The sequence below is a fragment of the Lolliginicoccus suaedae genome (assembly GCF_008312885.1).
Taxonomy (GTDB): Bacteria; Actinomycetota; Actinomycetes; order Mycobacteriales; family Mycobacteriaceae; genus Lolliginicoccus; species Lolliginicoccus suaedae.
This window is the reverse complement of record NZ_VSSO01000002.1, coordinates 91384-108814: the sequence shown is the minus strand read 5'-3', so window position 1 is coordinate 108814 and position 17431 is coordinate 91384. Positions and strand designations below refer to the sequence as shown.

14 protein-coding genes are annotated in these 17431 nt (G+C 67.5%); 8 read left to right on the top strand and 6 right to left on the bottom strand.

Going from position 1 to position 17431, the window contains the following annotated elements; genetic code table 11:
- The first annotated feature begins 100 nt into the window (after positions 1-100).
- On the top strand, positions 101-1594 hold the full coding sequence (locus tag FXO18_RS06145; protein ID WP_149360756.1) for a CCA tRNA nucleotidyltransferase: 1494 nt from the start codon (positions 101-103) through the stop codon (positions 1592-1594).
- Here FXO18_RS06145 and FXO18_RS06140 read toward each other — a convergent pair.
- Positions 1580-2935 carry an MFS transporter gene (locus tag FXO18_RS06140; RefSeq protein WP_235900502.1) on the bottom strand — a complete coding sequence of 452 codons (1356 nt, stop codon included), beginning with the start codon at positions 2933-2935 and terminating at the stop codon, positions 1580-1582. The two genes, FXO18_RS06145 and FXO18_RS06140, sit on opposite strands and share 15 nt — an antisense overlap.
- Before the next feature lie 93 nt (positions 2936-3028).
- Here FXO18_RS06140 and FXO18_RS06135 point away from each other — a divergent pair, with 93 nt between their 5' ends.
- A complete protein-coding gene (locus FXO18_RS06135; protein ID WP_187774217.1) occupies positions 3029-3634 on the top strand; it encodes a YqgE/AlgH family protein in 606 nt (201 codons plus the stop codon).
- On the opposite strand, the gene lat is transcribed toward FXO18_RS06135, so the two are convergent.
- From lat to FXO18_RS06120, 3 genes are all read right to left on the bottom strand, one after another.
- On the bottom strand, positions 3607-4941 hold the full coding sequence (gene lat / locus FXO18_RS06130) for an L-lysine 6-transaminase (protein ID WP_149360234.1): 1335 nt from the start codon (positions 4939-4941) through the stop codon (positions 3607-3609). The two genes, FXO18_RS06135 and lat, sit on opposite strands and share 28 nt — an antisense overlap.
- An 82-nt stretch (positions 4942-5023) precedes the next feature.
- Entirely contained in the window at positions 5024-6016 is a 993-nt protein-coding gene (locus tag FXO18_RS06125; RefSeq protein WP_149360233.1) for a bile acid:sodium symporter family protein, read from the bottom strand.
- Positions 6017-6234: 218 nt separating this feature from the next.
- The gene (locus FXO18_RS06120) at positions 6235-6636 is read right to left on the bottom strand and encodes an SdpI family protein (protein WP_149360232.1); all 402 of its coding nucleotides are present in this window, start codon (positions 6634-6636) and stop codon (positions 6235-6237) included.
- Positions 6637-6776: 140 nt separating this feature from the next.
- Here FXO18_RS06120 and leuS point away from each other — a divergent pair, with 140 nt between their 5' ends.
- Both leuS and FXO18_RS06110 read left to right on the top strand, forming a co-directional pair.
- Positions 6777-9653 (top strand): leucine--tRNA ligase, encoded by a 2877-nt coding sequence (gene leuS, locus FXO18_RS06115; RefSeq protein ID WP_149360231.1) that lies wholly within the window; start codon positions 6777-6779, stop codon positions 9651-9653.
- 132 nt (positions 9654-9785) lie between these two features.
- Positions 9786-10106 carry a hypothetical protein gene (locus FXO18_RS06110; protein ID WP_149360230.1) on the top strand — a complete coding sequence of 107 codons (321 nt, stop codon included), beginning with the start codon at positions 9786-9788 and terminating at the stop codon, positions 10104-10106.
- Between the two features lie 41 nt (positions 10107-10147).
- Here FXO18_RS06110 and FXO18_RS06105 read toward each other — a convergent pair whose 3' ends face one another.
- The gene (locus FXO18_RS06105; RefSeq protein WP_149360229.1) at positions 10148-10822 is read right to left on the bottom strand and encodes an SDR family oxidoreductase; all 675 of its coding nucleotides are present in this window, start codon (positions 10820-10822) and stop codon (positions 10148-10150) included.
- A gap of 124 nt (positions 10823-10946) precedes the next feature.
- On the opposite strand from FXO18_RS06105, the gene FXO18_RS06100 reads away from it, so the two are divergent.
- From FXO18_RS06100 to FXO18_RS06085, 4 genes are all read left to right on the top strand, one after another.
- Positions 10947-12155, top strand: a complete 1209-nt coding sequence (locus tag FXO18_RS06100) for an acyltransferase family protein (protein ID WP_187774216.1) — start codon at positions 10947-10949, stop codon at positions 12153-12155.
- Between the two features lie 11 nt (positions 12156-12166).
- The gene (locus tag FXO18_RS06095) at positions 12167-12928 is read left to right on the top strand and encodes a nitrilase-related carbon-nitrogen hydrolase (RefSeq protein WP_149360227.1); all 762 of its coding nucleotides are present in this window, start codon (positions 12167-12169) and stop codon (positions 12926-12928) included.
- A complete protein-coding gene (locus FXO18_RS06090) occupies positions 12925-14568 on the top strand; it encodes a flavin monoamine oxidase family protein (RefSeq protein ID WP_149360226.1) in 1644 nt (547 codons plus the stop codon). Before FXO18_RS06095 ends, FXO18_RS06090 begins: the two co-directional genes overlap by 4 nt.
- 127 nt (positions 14569-14695) lie before the next feature.
- Complete coding sequence (locus tag FXO18_RS06085) at positions 14696-15052, top strand: hypothetical protein (RefSeq protein WP_149360225.1); 357 nt, start codon at positions 14696-14698, stop codon at positions 15050-15052.
- Between the two features lie 116 nt (positions 15053-15168).
- Here FXO18_RS06085 and FXO18_RS06080 read toward each other — a convergent pair whose 3' ends face one another.
- The gene (locus tag FXO18_RS06080) at positions 15169-17241 is read right to left on the bottom strand and encodes a PhoX family protein (RefSeq protein ID WP_149360224.1); all 2073 of its coding nucleotides are present in this window, start codon (positions 17239-17241) and stop codon (positions 15169-15171) included.
- Positions 17242-17431 lie beyond the last annotated feature (190 nt).

Sequence of the window (17431 nt, the reverse complement as noted above, 5' to 3'; positions counted from 1 at the left end):
ACGTTCGTCAGGAGACACTTAGTCATGGTACCGGTAAGCGCCGAGTGCACCGGCATGACGCAGCCATGCACTATTGAGCAGATCAAGGCCGGTGGCGTGGATGCGGCGGGCTGCCCGCGGACCGGTAGGGTGTCATGCCGTGGTGCCACTGTCCCGGAAAGACCAGCACGCGCGCGCGCTCGCGGCCGCGGTGATAGCCCTGCGACCGCATGATGCGATGCTGCGTGATCTCGGCGCGCGCTTCCATGCGCACGGCCACGAGCTCTTCCTCGTCGGTGGCTCGGTGCGCGATGCCGTGCTCGGGCGCCTGGGCAATGACCTGGACTTCACCACGGATGCGCGCCCCGCGGCAGTGCAGGCGATCCTGCGTGGCTTCGCCGAGCGCCAGTGGGACACCGGCATCGAGTTCGGAACGATCAGTGCCGTCAAGCATGGCACCCAGATCGAGATCACCACCTTCCGGTCGGACACCTACGACGGGCAGTCCCGCAACCCCGAGGTCCGCTTCGGTGACAGCCTCGACGCTGACCTCGTCCGGCGGGACTTCCGGCTCAACGCGATGGCAGTCCGCATCTCGCAGGAGGGGGTGGGCGCGTTCATCGATCCGCTCGACGGGCTCGCGGACGTCGTCGGGCGGTGCATCGACACTCCCGCAGCACCGGAGACGTCGTTCAACGATGATCCCCTGCGCATGCTTCGCGCGGCACGCTTCGCCGCCCAGCTGCGCTTCGATGTCGCGCCACGGGTGGTCGATGCGATGCGGGCCATGGCCGGCCAGATCGACCGGGTAACGGTCGAGAGGATCCGCACCGAGCTCGACAAGCTGATGCTCGGTGCCGATCCCATCGCCGGCATCGAGATCCTCGTCTCCACGGGCCTCGCTGATCGGGTGCTCCCCGAGGTCCCGGCGATGCAGCTCGAGATCGACGAGCATCACCAGCACAAGGATGTCTACCGGCACTCGTTGACCGTCCTGAGCCAGGCCATCGACCGCGAGGATGATGGCCCGGACCTCGTGCTGCGCTGGGCGGCGCTGCTCCATGACATCGGCAAGCCCGCGACCAAGCGCAATGAACCGGCCGGCGGCGTCAGCTTCCACCACCACGAGGTAGTGGGCGCCAAGATGACCCGTCGCCGCATGCGGGCGCTGAAGTATTCCAAGAGCATGATCGAGGACGTCTCCAAGCTGGTCTACCTGCACCTGCGCTTCCACGGCTACGGCAAGGGCCAGTGGACGGACTCGGCTGTGCGCCGCTATGTCACCGATGCCGGGCCCCTGCTCGATCGCCTCAACAAGCTCGTGCGCGCCGACTGCACCACCCGCAACAAGCGCCGGGCCAACGCGTTGCAGCGGGCGTACGACGATCTCGAGCGCCGCATCATCGAGCTCCAGGAGGAAGAGGACCTCGCGCGGGTACGCCCGGATCTCGATGGCAACGCGATCATGGAATTGCTAGGGATCCGCCCGGGCCCGGAGGTGGGCAAGGCCTGGAGCTTCCTCAAGGAACTACGCCTCGACCGCGGCCCGCTGGATCGGGACGAGGCCGAGGCCGCTCTGCTCGAATGGTGGCAGCAGCGGTCAGCGGAAGGGTAGCCGCCGTGCCCACCGGTAAAGCTGTTCCCGCGCCCGCTCGGTGGCGGTGCGAGGCGGGGTCGCGCGGGCCTCGTTGAGCGCTATCAAGGCGATCGCGAGCACATACGCTGCTGCGCCGGCGATCACGATCGGCAAGGAACGCCCATCGGGGGCGATGCTGATCGAGGCGGCGGCCATCGCCCCGACGAACAACACATTGAACAGCATGTCCTGGAGAGCGAACACGCTCCCCCGCTCCCGATCAGCGATCTCGATCTGCATCGCGGCATCACCCGACAGCTTGATCATCTGCCCCGCGATTCCAAGCAGGAACGCCGCGATGACCAGCGCATCATGACCGAGCATGCTCACGATCATGACCTGGGTGGCCGCAGCGAGCAGCACTGCTGCCACGATCGTCCGGGTCCTGCCTAGCCAGGGCACGATCAGCGGAGCGAGCACCGCGCCCACGAGCATGCCCCCGGCCGTGACCGCGACAGCGAGGCCGAAACCGGCGAGCCCACCGGGGAGCACTGAGCCAGGATCGGGCGTCCTCAGAGCCAGGACCATGATCAACGTGTTGATGCCAAAGACAGCGCGATGCGCCGCGAGCGCGAGGAGCGCCGCGGTCACCCCTCGCGAGCTCCAGGCCGCGCGGGCGCTCGTCCCGAGGCCGGACGCTACCGCCCTGGCTTCCCGCATGATGCCGACCCGCTCCCCCGCGCGGCTGCCATGCGGGCCGAGCAACCGTGCCGGGAAGCCCCATGCGAGGAAGACCCCGAGAGCCAGCGGCGCCACGGCGAACAACACAGTCGTGCCCGAGCCGGTGTCCCCCGCTCCCGCCAGCGCGGCCATGGAGATGGAGGCGGTGGCGCCGAGGGCAGCCACGGCCGCTCCCACGGTCACCAGGATCGAGTTGACGGGCACCAGCATGGTGCTCGGGATGGTGTTGGGCAGGGCGGCGGACATGCCCGCGAACATGAAGCGGCTCGTGCCGATCGCAGCGAGCGCGATGAGGATGAGGGCGGGGCCAGGGACAGAGGCCAGGAGGACATAGCCGGCGGCGCCCGTGAGGACCATCCGCGCGATCATCGCCCATACGAGGACCCAGCGCCGGTCCCAGCGGTCGAGCAGCACGCCCACGAACGGCCCGATCAACGAGTACGGCAGGAGCAGCAGCACGAATCCCGCAGCGATGGCCCGCGGATCGGTGTTGCGCTCGGGGTTGAAAAGGATCGCTCCCCCGAGGGCTGCCTGGAAGAAGCCATCACCGAACTGGTTGAGCCACCTGACCACAGCGAGCCGCAGCAGTGGAGGTCGGTGCCGCACGGCCTCGACGAATGCGCGGATGCGCCCGGTCAACCTGGTTCCTTACGATGGTTCGCGCGTGGATGGTCGCGGGGAAGCCAGTCGATCGGTGTGTTCCTCGCGGGGTGTGATGCCATGATAGTGAGTGTGTCGACCTGGGATGAGCCTGAGGAAGAGCGCGCTCGGTCTGGTCATGCCCCGCTTCCGGGCGCGCTGCTGATCGCTTCGACCGAGCTCTACGAGCCAACGTTTCGCCGAACCGTGGTCTACCTGATCGATCACGATGACTCGGGCAGTCTCGGAGTGGTGCTCAACCGGCCGAGCGAGACTGCGGTGCATGACGTGTTCCCGCAGTGGGCCCCGCTCGCGGCCAAGCCGCAGGCGCTGTTCATCGGTGGCCCGGTCAGCCGGGAGTCCGCCGTGTGCCTGGGCACTGTCCGTCCGGGCATGTCCGCGGATGGCATCGAGGGGCTCAAGCAGGTCGATGGCCGAACGGTGATGGTGGACCTCGATGCGGAACCCGAGTACCTCGCTCCCCTGCTCGCCGGTATCCGGGTGTTCGTGGGCTACGCGGGCTGGTCCGGCGGGCAGCTGGAAAGCGAGCTGGCCCGTGCCGACTGGATGGTGTTCCCGAGCCTGCCCGCGGACGTGCTCGCCCCTGCCCGCATCGATCTGTGGGGGCAGGTGCTGCGGCGCCAGTCCGACCGGTACTCGATGCTCGCGACTCATCCGGTCGACGTGGAGCGCAACTGATCCTCGACCGCCGTGCCGAGTGCCGCGACCGCCCGGTGCAGTTCCTCGATGCTGGCGGTCAGCGGTGGACGGAGCCGCACTGACCGTTCCCCGCAGCCGATCATCAGCACATGGTGCTTCTCGCGGAGCGCAGCGATCGTCGCCTCCCTGATTCGGGTGCCCGGTAGGGTGACCGCGCAGATCAGCCCCCGCCCGCGCGGATCGGTGACGTCTGGGCACTGTCGGGCGAGCTCCTCGAGGTTGCCGAGAAGCCACTCCCCCTTGGCGCGTGCCGCGCGGATCAGGTCCTCGGACTCGACGACCTCGAGGATCTTCTGGTAGCGGACCATGTCGACGAGGTTGCCCCCGAAGGTGGAGTTGATGCGGGAGGGCACGGTGAAGACGTTGTCGCTCACCTCCTCGATCCGTCCGCCTGCCATGATTCCGCAGACTTGTGTCTTCTTGCCGAACGCGACGATGTCCGGCTCGAGCCCGAGCTGCTGGTAGGCCCATGCGGTCCCCGTGGCTCCGGCTCCCGTCTGGACCTCATCGAGGATGAGCAGGGCGTCATGGGCGTGGCAGAGCTGCTGCATCTGCTGGAGGAAGCGAGCGGGCAGGTGGTGGTCGCCCCCCTCCCCCTGGATGGGCTCGGCGATGAACGCCGCCACGGCATGGGGCTGCTCGCGGAACACTGCCCGGGCCTGCTCTAACGAGTGTTCGACCAGCTCAGAGGTATTCCGGGCATGCCCGTCGCGGTCAGTGCCCGGATAGGGCGACCGAACACGTGGCCAGTCGAAACCCGGGAACCTGGCAGTCTTTATCGGGTCGGTGTTGGTGAGCGACAACGTGTATCCGGTCCGTCCGTGGAACGCGTCGGTGAGGTGCATGATCGACAAGGCCCGCCCGGGCTGGCGATGACGCTGCTCGTTGTGGCGTGATTTCCAGTCGAATGCTGCCTTGAGCGCGTTCTCCACGGCGTTCGCTCCCCCATCGATGAAGAACAGGTGCGGCAGCCTGGGGTCGCCGAGCACCCGGGCGAACGTGTCGACGAACTCCGCGTAGGCGGTCGTGTAGATATCGGAGTTCGTGGGCTTGTTGATCGCTGCCGCGAGCAGCCTCGCGCGGAAATCTATGTCGTCGAGCAGTGCCGGGTGGTTCATGCCGAGGGTGCTCGAGGCGAAGAAGCCGAACATGTCGAGGTACTCGGTTCCGTCGCGGGCATCGACGAGCCAGGTGCCGTGCGAGCGCTCGAGGTCCAGGACGAGGTCCAGCCCATCGGTGAGGATGTTCCGCCCGAGAACGTGATGGACTTCCTGCGGCGCCACCATCTCTCCATGATATGCCCGATCCGGGCAGGTGCTCGGCCCACCGGGCAGCGCCTGACCAAGGGCATGCCGGGCTAGGTGACCGTCACCTGCTCGAACCGTGTTCATGCTGCTCGTAGCCATGACCGAGCCGGTTCGCGATTATCGCGCAGGTGATCAGCTGGATCTGGTGGAAGATCATCACGGGCAGCACGATCATGCCCAGCGCCTGGCCGTCGAACATGACCGCGGCCATGGGCAGGCCGCTCGCGAGGGACTTCTTGGACCCGGCGAACAGGATGACTATCCGGTCCGCGCGATCGAACCGGAGCATCCTGCCGATGCCGGAGCTGAGGGCGAGGACGAGGGCGAGCAGCACGATGCTGATCCCAATGATCATCATGATGTCGCCGGCATCGACTCGCGCCCAGACATGCTCGCGGGCACTCTCGCTGAACGCGGCGTACACGACGAGAATGATCGAGCCACGGTCTGCCAGACGAGTAGCTCGGGCATGACCGGACAGGAAAACAGCAAGCCAGGGACGGGCAAGCTGTCCGATGATGAACGGGAGCAGGAGCTGGAGGCAGACGCCGAGGATGGCGCTCGAATCGATCTGGGCATGACCGGAGGAAGTCATGAGCATGATCGCGAGCAGGGGGGTGATCAGTACTCCGAGAAGGTTCGAGGCTGAGGCGCTGACGATGGCTGCAGCGACGTTGCCACGCGCGATGGATGTGAATGCGATGGACGCCTGCACTGTGGAGGGGAGGAGCGTGAGGAACAGGATGCCCGCGTAGAGCTCGGGAGCGAGCAGGCTGTCGGGCACCTGCCCGATCAGGATTCCCAGCAGAGGGAACAGCGTGAACGTGATGGCGAGGATCGTGATGTGCAGGCGCCAGTGCGCGAGCCCGCGCAGCGCGTCCTGTGGCGTGATGCGTGTCCCGTAGAGGAAGAACAGCAGGGCGATACCGATCCGGGTGAGCCAGGTGACGATCTCGGCGCTGGCCCCGGTGGCGGGGACGACGGTTCCGGCGAGGGCTGCGATGAGGATGGCCAGGATGAAGCCATCGATCCCGTATCGTGCGAGTCGCTTCATGCTCTGGTGCCTCAAGCTTGGGATTCGGGGGCCAACGATTCATATCGTCACTTGACGAAAGTGCAACCAGGGTGTGGTGGCCGACAATACGGCGAGCACTAGCCCGGTCATGCTCGCGATCACCCAACTACCAGCAGTGATCATTCATTCGCACCCTGCGACCACCTGACCGGCCATGGGACCGGGCAGCCTCCCGGTCAGTCGAGGAGACGTCGTGCTCAGTGCTCGGTGTCCGGCTGGCAGGCCTGGGCGAGGGAGCATCCGCTGCACGAGGAACAGGCATCCGCGGCCGGTCGCGAGGCCGCCGCCTGGATTCCCATCGATGCCCCCATGCCCGCGACGAGGATCGCGCTCACCACGGTGACAGCAGCCACGACAGCTCCGAGCCACCAGCCAAGAAGCGCTGCGGCAGCTGCTCCCGAAAGCACGATCACCGACGCGGCGATCATCGTGGGGCCCGCCACACGATTGGCGAGCGCGAACGAGTCGTCGTCGAGGAGCGTCTCGGGGGACCGGACGCCAAGGAACCGGTTGCGGGGGAGACGCCCAGCCACGCCAGCGATTCCAGCCAGCATGAGCAACGTCGCGAACATGACCAGGATTAGGGCAACTACGAGCACGGTAACTAGCATACGTTTGTGGGGCGCCATCGATTAATCGGTCCCGGTTGCAACTATCCTGGACACCTGTCGGCGCGCCCCGGGAGGCCCTGCGCCGGCCCATTTCGCACTCACGCCGAACATTGAGGTAGAAGCCCACCGTGACTCAGTCGTCCACAGCCACAGGAGACAAGACGCCCCAGCACCGCTACACGGCGGAGCTCGCGGGCGAGCTAGAACGTCGCTGGCAGAACGAATGGAGCACCCAGGGCACCTTCGATGCGCCCAACCCGACCGGGCCGCTCGCGGGCGATGTGCCGTCGGACAAGCTCTTCGTCCTCGATATGTTCCCATACCCCTCCGGCGCGGGCCTGCACGTCGGGCACCCCCTCGGGTTCATCGCCACCGATGTCTACGCGCGGTTCCACCGCATGCAGGGCCACAACGTCCTGCACACCATGGGCTTCGACAGCTTCGGCCTGCCCGCCGAGCAGTACGCCGTGCAGACGGGCACCCACCCGCGCACCACGACCGAAGCGAACATCGAGCGCTATCTCGCGCAGATCCGCCGCCTCGGCCTCGGCCACGATGAGCGGCGGCGCGTCGCGACCACCGATCCAGAGTTCTACAAGTGGACGCAGTGGATCTTCCTGCAGATCTACAACGCCTGGTTCGATCCCGAGCTGGGGCGCGCTCGCCGGATCGACGAGCTGATCGCCGAGTTCGAGTCAGGTGCCCGGCAGGTGCCCGGCGATCAGGCCTGGTCAGAGATGACCCAGGGTGCCCGCGAGCAGGTGCTCGAGCAGTACCGCCTCGTCTACCACTCGAACGCGATGGTCAACTGGTGCCCCGGCCTGGGCACCGTCCTCGCCAACGAGGAGGTCACCGCCGACGGCCGCAGCGAGCGCGGGAACTTCCCTGTCTTCCGCAAGCACCTGAGCCAGTGGATGATGCGGATCACCTCCTACGCGGACCGCCTGCTCGACGACCTCGACGATCTCGACTGGCCCGAGAAGGTCAAGACGATGCAGCGGAACTGGATCGGGCGCTCCCGCGGCGCCAGCGTCCGGTTCGCCACCGAGGGCGACGCGACCATCGAGGTATTCACCACCCGGCCCGACACGCTCTTCGGCGCGACCTACATGGTGCTGGCCCCCGAGCATGCCCTCGTGGACACCCTGGTCGCCGACGCCTGGCCCGCCGGTACGGATCCGCGCTGGACCGGGGGAGGGGAGAGCCCCCGCGATGCCGTCGAGGCGTACCGGGCGTCCATCGCGTCGAAGTCCGATCTCGAGCGGCAGGAGAGCAAGGAGAAGACCGGCGTCTTCCTCGGCGCGCACGCGATCAACCCGGTCAATGGCGAGCGCATCCCAGTGTTCATCGCCGACTACGTGCTCACCGGATACGGAACGGGCGCCATCATGGCCGTGCCCGCCCATGATGATCGCGACCACGAGTTCGCGACCGTGCTCGGGCTCGACATCATCCCTGTGGTCGCTCCGCGCGGCGAGGGGCAAGCGCCGGAGGGGGAGGCTTTCACCGGGGACGGCGAGGCCATCAACTCGGCGAATGACTCCGGCCTCGACATCAATGGGCTCGCCGTCGCGGACGCGAAGGCCGCCACCATCGCCTGGCTCGAGGAGAAGGGCCTCGGGAGCGGCACCGTGCAGTACAAGCTGCGCGACTGGCTCTTTGCCCGGCAGCGCTACTGGGGAGAGCCCTTCCCCATCGTCTATGACGAGGATGGCGTCACCCACGCGCTGCCCGAATCGATGCTGCCCGTCGAGCTGCCCGACCTGACCGACTACGCGCCCGTCACCTTCGACCCCAACGATGCGAGCTCCGAGCCCTCGCCGCCGCTGGCCAAGGCCGTCGACTGGGTGAGCGTGGAGCTCGACCTCGGCGACGGGCCCAAGCGCTACCGGCGGGACACCAACGTCATGCCGCAGTGGGCCGGGAGCTCGTGGTACCAGATGCGCTACATCGATCCGACCAACGAGGTCGAGTTCTGCGCCAAGGAGAACGAGGAGTACTGGGTCGGTCCGCGGCCGGAGCAGCATGGCCCGCGCGATCCCGGCGGTGTGGATCTCTACGTCGGCGGTGTCGAGCACGCGGTGCTGCACCTGCTCTACGCGCGCTTCTGGCACAAGGTGCTCCATGACCTCGGCCATGTCACTTCCAGCGAGCCCTACCGGCGCCTGTTCAACCAGGGCTACATCCAGGCCTTCGCCTACACCGATGACCGCGGCGTCTACGTGCCAGCCGAGGAGGTCACCGAGTCAGAAGGGCAGTTCGCCTGGACCAGCCCGGCGGGCGAGACCATGGCCGTGCACCAGGAGTACGGCAAGATGGGCAAGAGCCTCCGCAACTCCGTCACGCCTGATGAGATCGCCGAGGACTTCGGCGCCGACACCTTGCGCATGTATGAGATGTCGATGGGTCCGCTCGACGCGTCGCGCCCGTGGGCGACCAAGGACGTCGTGGGCGCGCACCGGTTCCTCCAGCGGGTGTGGCGGTTGGTCATCGACGAGAGCACCGGTGGCATCAAGACCACCGATGCCGAGCCCGACGACGAGACGCAGCGCATCCTGCACCGCACCATCGCGGGGGTCTCCGACGACTACGGCTCGCTGCGGATGAACACCGCCGGGGCCAAGCTCATCGAGCTGACGAACCATCTGACGAAGCACACCCCGGATTCCCCACCGCGCGCTGCCGTCGAGCCGCTGGTCCTCATGCTCGCGCCCCTCGCGCCCCACGTCGCCGAGGAGCTGTGGCACCGGCTTGGTCATGGCGATTCGCTCGCCCATGGCCCTTTCCCGGTCGCCGAGGAGAAGTGGCTGATCGACGATTCCGTCGAGTATCCGATCCAGGTCAATGGCAAGGTGCGGGATCGCATCACTGTCGCTGCTGATGCGGATCGCGCCACGGTGGAGGCGGCGGCGCTCGCGGCGCCACGCATTGCCGCGGCCCTGCAGGAGAAGCAGCCGAGGAAGGTCATCGTCATCCCCGGCAAGATGGTCAACGTGGTGCTCTAGGAGGCTCGTTGCGGGGAATGGGGCAGGGCGGCCCGGCGGCCCCATTCTCGTCAGCTAGAGTGATCCATGTCACTCCTGGTGGCGGACGGTCTGCGCTGCCACCAGGGCATCCCGCATCCGAAAGGTAGCCCGATGAGAACGATGCTCGCGCGCGCGGCCGTCACCATGGCCCTCGCCGCCCCGCTAGCTCTGTTGGGTGCCAGCGCCGCCACAGCGAGTCCCGCGGTCACCGCCTGGGACCTCGGCATCGCCACCGCTGTCGAGGTCAACGCACCTGGCCAGTTCTGCCGCACCGCGCCCCAGGGGCTACCGGTGGGGCCGTGGACGATCATCCCGAAGATCCTCCTGCCACCGGTGATCGAGGGAGCCGGGGGAGTCACTGTCGTGTGCGTGCCCGGCACCAGCGGGCCCGTTGACGTGCATACCGGAATCGGGCTTACCCCGCTCTTCTGAGCGGGAGACCACGCCCTGAATTCCTCGCCGCCGCGGGCGTCCTAGCTGCCGCTGGGACGCAGCACGATCTCGCTGGGATGACCATCCCGCGGTGTCCTGATCGCGTTGGCCACCGCCTGCGCCACCGTCGCGGGGCGGAGGAACTCGTCGGGGTCGTACTCGCGCCCCTCGGTCGCGACGATGGACCGCTGCATGTCAGTATCGATGCGACCCGGGAAGACCGACGTGACCCGCAGCGCGGGCTCCTCGAGCCGGAGGGCGTCAGCGAACGCGCGCAGCGCGAACTTCGAGGCGGCGTAGGCGGACCATCCCGCATTGGCTCGCAGGCCGGCACCTGAGTTGATCAGCACAACGTGGCCTCCAGCGAGCCGCAACGCAGGCAGCAGCTCCCGCGTGAGGTGCACGATCGCGAGGAGGTTCACCTCGAGCGTGCGCTCCCAGACCGACAGTGAAGTATCGCTGATGCTGCCGATCTCGGCCACGCCCGCGTTGTGCACCAGAACATCGAGCGGCCCCACGGTGCTCGCTGCCTCGGTGACCGCGGCACGGTCGGTGAGGTCCACGGTCCACGGATCCGCATCGGGCAGGTGATCCGCTAGTGGCTGCAGTGCTGCCTCATCGCGGCCCCCGAGCAGGATCCGGTGCGTGGACTCGAGCTCCTGGGCGATGGCGGCACCGAGGCCCCGGCTGGCTCCAGTGATCAGTGCGGTCGGCATGCCTACAGGCTATCGGGTGCCGGCGGCGCGTACAGGCGGCGCATCGCCGTCCGCCCAAGGGATGACGCGGAACTCCTGCTCCGGGCCGATGAGTCCGGTCGCGTCGATGCCTATCGTTGAGCCCATGTCACGCTCCCTGGCACCCAGCCCCGCCGGAATCCCTACCTCTGCCGCTCCTCGACTAGCGGGGATCGATCTAGCGCGCGGCCTCGCAGTACTGGGCATGATCGTGGTGCACACGGGCATGCTCGCGGTCAGCCAGGAAACGAACGCCGTTTTCGCTGGTCGCTCATCGATCCTGTTCGCGGTCCTCGCCGGGGTATCGCTGGCGCTGCTCTCGGGTGGCCAGCGGGTCCACGGCAGTTGGCGGCTGCGCCGGGACCGAGCAGCGATCGCTGCGCGCGCCGCGATCCTGCTGTTCCTGGGGCTGCTCCTTGCGGTAGTGCCCAGCCATGTCCAGGTCATCCTGGTGAGCTATGCGGTGCTGTTCGTGCTGGCCCTGCCCGTTCTGTCGTGGAGCTGGCAGAGACTGGCCGCGGTCGCGGCTGCATGGGCGGTGCTTGCACCAATCGCATCGTTCGTCCTGCGTGCCCATGTGCTGCCCCAGACCGACACGATCGGCGGAACACTGACCGCGCTCGACCTGCTCGACCCCGCATCGTTGGGCGCGGGGCTGCGCATGACGTTCATCGATGGAACCTACCCGGTGTTGACGTGGGTTCCCTTCCTGCTGCTGGGCCTCGCGGTGGGCAGGTGGGGAGTGGATCGGCGAGAGGCAGGGTGGCGGCTCGTGGGTGTCGGGCTCGTTCTCGCGGTGCTCGGATATGGCACGTCCGCGCTCGCGATGATGGCAGGAGCGCGGGATGCTCTCATCGCTTCGATGGACACATTTGCCCCGGGCAAGGGTGCTGAGCTGCTCGACAGCGTGGCGCGAACGGGCTTCATGGGAACCGTCTATCCGACGGATTGGCGCTGGCTGCTCGTGGACTATCCGCACTCGGGCACGAGCTTCGAGATCATCGGCAGCGGGGGAGTGGCGCTCCTGGTGATCGGGGCATCGTTGCTGCTGGCGCGCTGGATACCGCGCGCGGTCGCGCCCCTCGCCGCAGTGGGGCGGATGCCGCTGACCATCTATGCCGGTCACATCGTCGCTCTTGGTCTCATGATGATGCTGGGCGTGCTCACGCTGGACATGATCCAGTTCGTGCTGTTCCTTCTCGTGCCGATCGTGGTGGCGCTGGCCTGGTCGCATTGGGTGGGCCGGGGTCCTCTGGAACGCTGCGTGACGGCGGGTTCGCGCGCGATCGCGAGGCGCATCACCGACAATAGGTAGGGAGGTGCAGCATGCGAGTCGGGATCGCGCAGGTAGCAGCGTCGGCGTTGAGCGATGACCTGGAGCAGAACATCGCGATGCTGGGCCACCTCGCCGACCAGGCCGCCAGCCTCGGAGCGGATATCCTGGTGACTCCCGAGCTGATGCTCACTCGCTACGATCCTGCGCGGGCCGCGCTCGTCGCGGCCGAGGGCGATCGGCTGCGGGAGGCCGCGGCACGCATCAGCAGTGAGTCCGGGATCGCCCTGGTGGTCTCGACCCCCGAGCTAGCGGCTGGGCGTCGATTCATCACCGTGACGTTGCTAGCCGGGGGCGAGGCCCGGCTCCATCACCGCAAGCGCATCCTTTTTGGCGCGGCAGAGAAGGCTAGCTTCGAGGCGGGCCGAGATCCTACTGGGGTGGTGGAGCTCGCCGGTGCTCGAATCGGACTCGCGCTCTGCTATGAGATCGAGTTCCCGGAGATAGCTCGCGCGGCCAGCCTTGCGGGTGCTGACCTGCTGTGCGTGCCCACTGCCCTGACCGATGGCATGACCGGTCAGGTGGCCGAACAGGTGCCCGAGGTGATCGTCCCAGCCCGATCGATCGAGAACCAGCTGCATATCGCCTATGCAAACTATGCCCGGCCGGAATTCATCGGGCAGAGCACGGTCACCGGACCGCTGGGCACCCTGATGCTCGCCGGAGCGAAGCCGGGGATCACGGTGCACGACATCGACATCACCGCCGCCCACGCGGGCCGTGCCGTCAACACCTACCTGCAGGACCTCCCATGAGCATGTCCATGCTGGTGCCAGACTTCCCCTTCTCCTATGACACCTACCTCGCCCACCCCGCCGGACTCGGCAACCTCCCCAGCGACGCGCACGGCACGCCCGTAGCGATCATCGGGGGCGGGCTCGCAGGAGTTGTCTGTGCCCACGAACTGCTCAAGCTCGGCGCTCGCCCCGTGGTCTACGAGTCAGCGAAGCTCGGTGGCCGGATGCGCTCGGCCCGGTTTCCTGATTCCTCGGCGCCGCCCGCGGATCTCGGCGCCATGCGCTTCCCCCGGTCCAGCCGCGCGCTGTTCCACTACATCGACAAGGCCGGACTGCGCACGGCGCCTTTTCCGAACCCACTGGTGCCCGCGACGCCAAGCACCGTGATCGAGCTCGGGGGAGCGCGCCACTACGCCCGCACCGCCGAGGACCTGCCACCGGTCTTCCACGAGGTATCGCGGTGCTGGGAGCAATGCCTGCGCGCCGCCAACGGGGACGCGCTGCGCGCAGCAATACATCGCCGGGACCACCGCGCTATCAAGGAGCTGTGGAACCCGATGGTGGCGCGGCTCGACGACGAATCATTCTACGGATTCCTTTCCCGCTCACCAGGCTTTGCCGACCAGCCGTTCCGCTACCGGGAGATGTTCGGGCAAGTGGGGTTCGGCACCGGCGGATGGGACACTGATTTCCCCAACTCCATCCTCGAGGTGCTGCGCATCGTCCTCACCGGTGCCGACGAGGACCACCATCGCATCCTCGCCGGCGCCGATGCGCTCCCCCGAGCCATCTGGCAGCTGCCGCTCGACGATTCCACGCCCTGGCCATCGGGAACATCGGTGGCAACACTGCATCCCGGAGGTCCACGGATGGGTGCGCGACGCATCCACCGCGACGCGCACGGCAAGATCGCCATTACCGACATGCTGGGCAACACAGCCTCCTACGAGGCTGTCATCGTCACGTGCCAGACGTGGCTGCTATCAGCCCGCATCGACTGCGACGAGGGCCTGTTCCACCACGACCTGTGGTCCGCGATGGAGCGCAGCCACTACATGCAATCCTCCAAGACCTTCGTGATGGTCGATCGCCCCTTCTGGCACGATGCTGATCCCGGCACAGGACAGCACGCGATGAGCATGACCCTCACCGATCGCCTCACTCGTGCCACGTATCTCCTCGAGGACCAGCCGGACGGGCCTGCCACGATCTGCCTGAGCTACACCTGGAACGATGACGCGCTGAAGTGGCTGGCGCTGGATCCGCCGGAACGCGTTCGCCTGATGCTGCACTCGTTGAGCACCATCTATCCCGGAGTGGATATCGCGTCCCACATACGCGGTGAGCCGATCACCGTCTCCTGGGAGAGCGACCCCAACTTCATGGGTGCGTTCAAGAACAACCTGCCAGGCCACTACCGGTACCAGCAACGGCTGTTCACGCACTTCATGCAGGATGCCTCTGCACCGCCGCATCGCGGCATCTACCTGGCCGGGGATGACATCTCCTTCACCGCCGGGTGGGCCGAGGGAGCCGTGACGACAGCTCTCAACGCGGTGTGGGCCGTGCAGCGGCAGCTCGGTGGACGCACCCACCCCCACAACCCAGGCCCTGGCGACGCGTTCGATCAGCTCGCCCCGCTCCTGCTTGGCAGCTAGCCGGGCGGCAGGTCACAGTCCGGCCAACCACACGTGGCAGGGACCATCTGGTGTGCCACGATCAACGCGTCCCCGGAAGCCCCGGGGATGACAGCATTTCGATGACACCCGGAAGGTGTGATTACTGATGAAGGGGATCCAGCGTGCCCTCGCCACCGGTGCATGCGGCGCGGCGCTCACTGCGGCGGCGCTAGCAGGCGGCGCGGCAACGGCATCGGCCCAGCCAGTGAACTGCAACCAGCTTCCCATGGGGGTCGCGGGCCTGTCGCTGTGCTTCGAGGGGTTCGGCGAGCACCGGGTCGCCATGGACTGCGTGCTCGAGGTGTTCCCGCAGATCGGTGGCAGCAGCCACGGATTCACCACCGTGCGGGTCGAGGGGCCGTGGATGCCCGTGGGCATGCCCTCGTTCGCCACGTGCATCGGCGAGAGCGGATGGCTTCCGATCCACCAGCAGATCACCACGGAGACCCGGGGACCGCAGTAGGCCGGGCTGGGCATGGGTAGCCCCGCAGCCCAGCGAGTGTGCGAAAAACGACAGGTCCAGCGCGAAAAGCTGTCGTAGATCGCACACTCGCGAGCGGGTCACGCTAGCTACAGCAGCTAGCCCTTCCAGGCCACCACGACCGAGGGGCGCGGCTGCGCGTCGCCGCCCTCGGGCCAGTGCGAGGCGGGGTTCTCGATGGTCGCGTCATCGAGCTCGCCCGGATGCTGCACGCACACGATGTGGCGGTTCTCGGTGATGATGGGCCCGCAGGTCTCCGCTCCGATGGGCACGGACAGGAACTGGCGGGTCTCGCCGCGGCGCGGGCCGTCGAGAACCACGGAGAACAGTCCGTCGTTCGCGCCGAGGGCATTGCCGTCGGTGGAGATCCACAGGTTGCCATCCGGGTCGAACGCGACGTTGTCGGGGCAGGAGATGGGGGAGACCTGCTCCTTGTCGAACCCGCCGTAGTAGGTATCGGCGGTGGCCGGGTCGCCACACACCAGCAGCAGCGTCCAGGTGAGGCTCGTGCCAGTGTGGTCGTCGGAGATCTCGATGACCTGGCCGTTCTTGTTCTCGTTGCGCGGGTTCGCCTCGTCCGCCGGGGCGTAGTCGTCCACGCCGCGGTTCTTGTTGTTGGTCAGGGCGCAGTACACCTTGCCAGTGCGTGGGTTGGCCTCGATGTCCTCGGGGCGGTCCATCTTCGTCGCGCCGGCCTCGTCCGCGGCGAGGCGGGTGAATACCGCTACCTCCTCGGCGGTGAAGCCATCGATGAGCGACTCGGCACCGTCAGCGGTGGCGCGGAGCAGCGGGATCCAGGTGCCGGTGCCATCGAACGCCCCGTCCTTGGGCAGCGCGCCGGAGCCGTCGAACTCGCTGGTGGGGGAGTTGCCGTCGAAGCGCGCGACGTAGAGAGTGCCCTCGTCGAGGATGGTCATGTTGTGGCGCATCGCGGCGGCGCCGTTGCCCTGCTGGATCTTCTTCGCGGAGACGAACTTGTAGATGTAGTCGAAGCGCTCGTCATCGCCCATGTAGGCCACCACGGAGCCGTCGTCGGTGACGTGGATGGTGGCGCCCTCGTGCTTGAACCGGCCCATGGCGGTGTGCTTGACCGGGGTGGAGGCGGGATCCCACGGGTTGATCTCCACGATGTAGCCGAAGCGGTTGGGCTCGTTCGGCTCGGCGGTGACATCGAAGCGTGGGTCGAAGCGCTCCCAGGCTCGGCGCGACGCGCCCTCGGGCATGCCGTAGCGCGCGAGACGGGTGGCTGCGGGCTCCTCGGTGACCTGGTCGGCGTTGGCGAAGTACTGGTTGAAGTTCTCCTCGCCGGAGAGGATCGTGCCCCACGGGGTGACGCCGCCCGCGCAGTTGTTCAGCGTGCCGCGGACGGTCGTGCCGACGGGATCGGAACTGGTGCGTACGAGGTCGCTGCCGGCAGCGGGGCCGACGAGCCGGAACTCGGCGGTGGCGGTGAGGCGCCGGTTGTACTCCGAGGCAGCCGGGACGAGGCGGCCGTCGCCGGCATTGCCCCGGACCTTGACCACCGAGATGCCGTGCGCCGCCCACGCGGTGCGGACCTGCTCCTCGGTGGGGTTCTCCTCGTCGTAGCCGGGGAACATGGCCGGCTCGTTGGTGTACTCATGGCTGACGACGAGCAGGTGGTCATTGGGGGAGCCCTCGATGGGGAGAAGGCCGGCGAAGTCGTTGTTGTAGCCGAACTGCTGCTCCTGCGCGGCGGCGTTCTGAGCGGTGAAGTCCCATGCGGGAGCGCCGTCGAGAACAGGATCGCCCCAGCGGATCACCACATCGCTGGAGTAGCCGCTGGGCACGCGCACCGCGTCCTCGGTGTTCGGGGGCACGGGCTCGAAGTCGAGGCCGCGCGGCGGGGGTGGGAGCTCGCCGCCATCACCGCTGGTGGGGGAGGCGCTGGCCTGGGCGCCGGTCGCGGAATCACTGGTGCCGCACGCGGCGAGGACGGTGCTGGCACCGATGCCGAGGGCGGCGACCGCGCCACCATGCAGCACCCGGCGGCGGGTCACTGCCGCGCGCACGACATCGCCGAAGTACTCGTTGCCGGAGGTGTTGGGGACCTCCTTGGAGCACGCATCGCCGCACCGGTAGACACAGGTCGCGTGGGAGCGGGCGGACTGGCCGTCATGCTTGACGAAGAGGGACAAGGGCTGGAGCTTCACAGTGGGTCTCCTTGGGGCAGGGCTGGCGTGACGTTCCTGAGGGCTACTCCACTGGGACGCTAGGGACACGAGGTGAGCGGCAGGCACGGGGACGGTGAACGCCCGGGTAACGCTGGCCAAGCATCGCGGGAGGGAAGCTGAACGCCCTGGAACAGCAGGTAAACCGCGCGCGACGCTGATTCGGACGAGT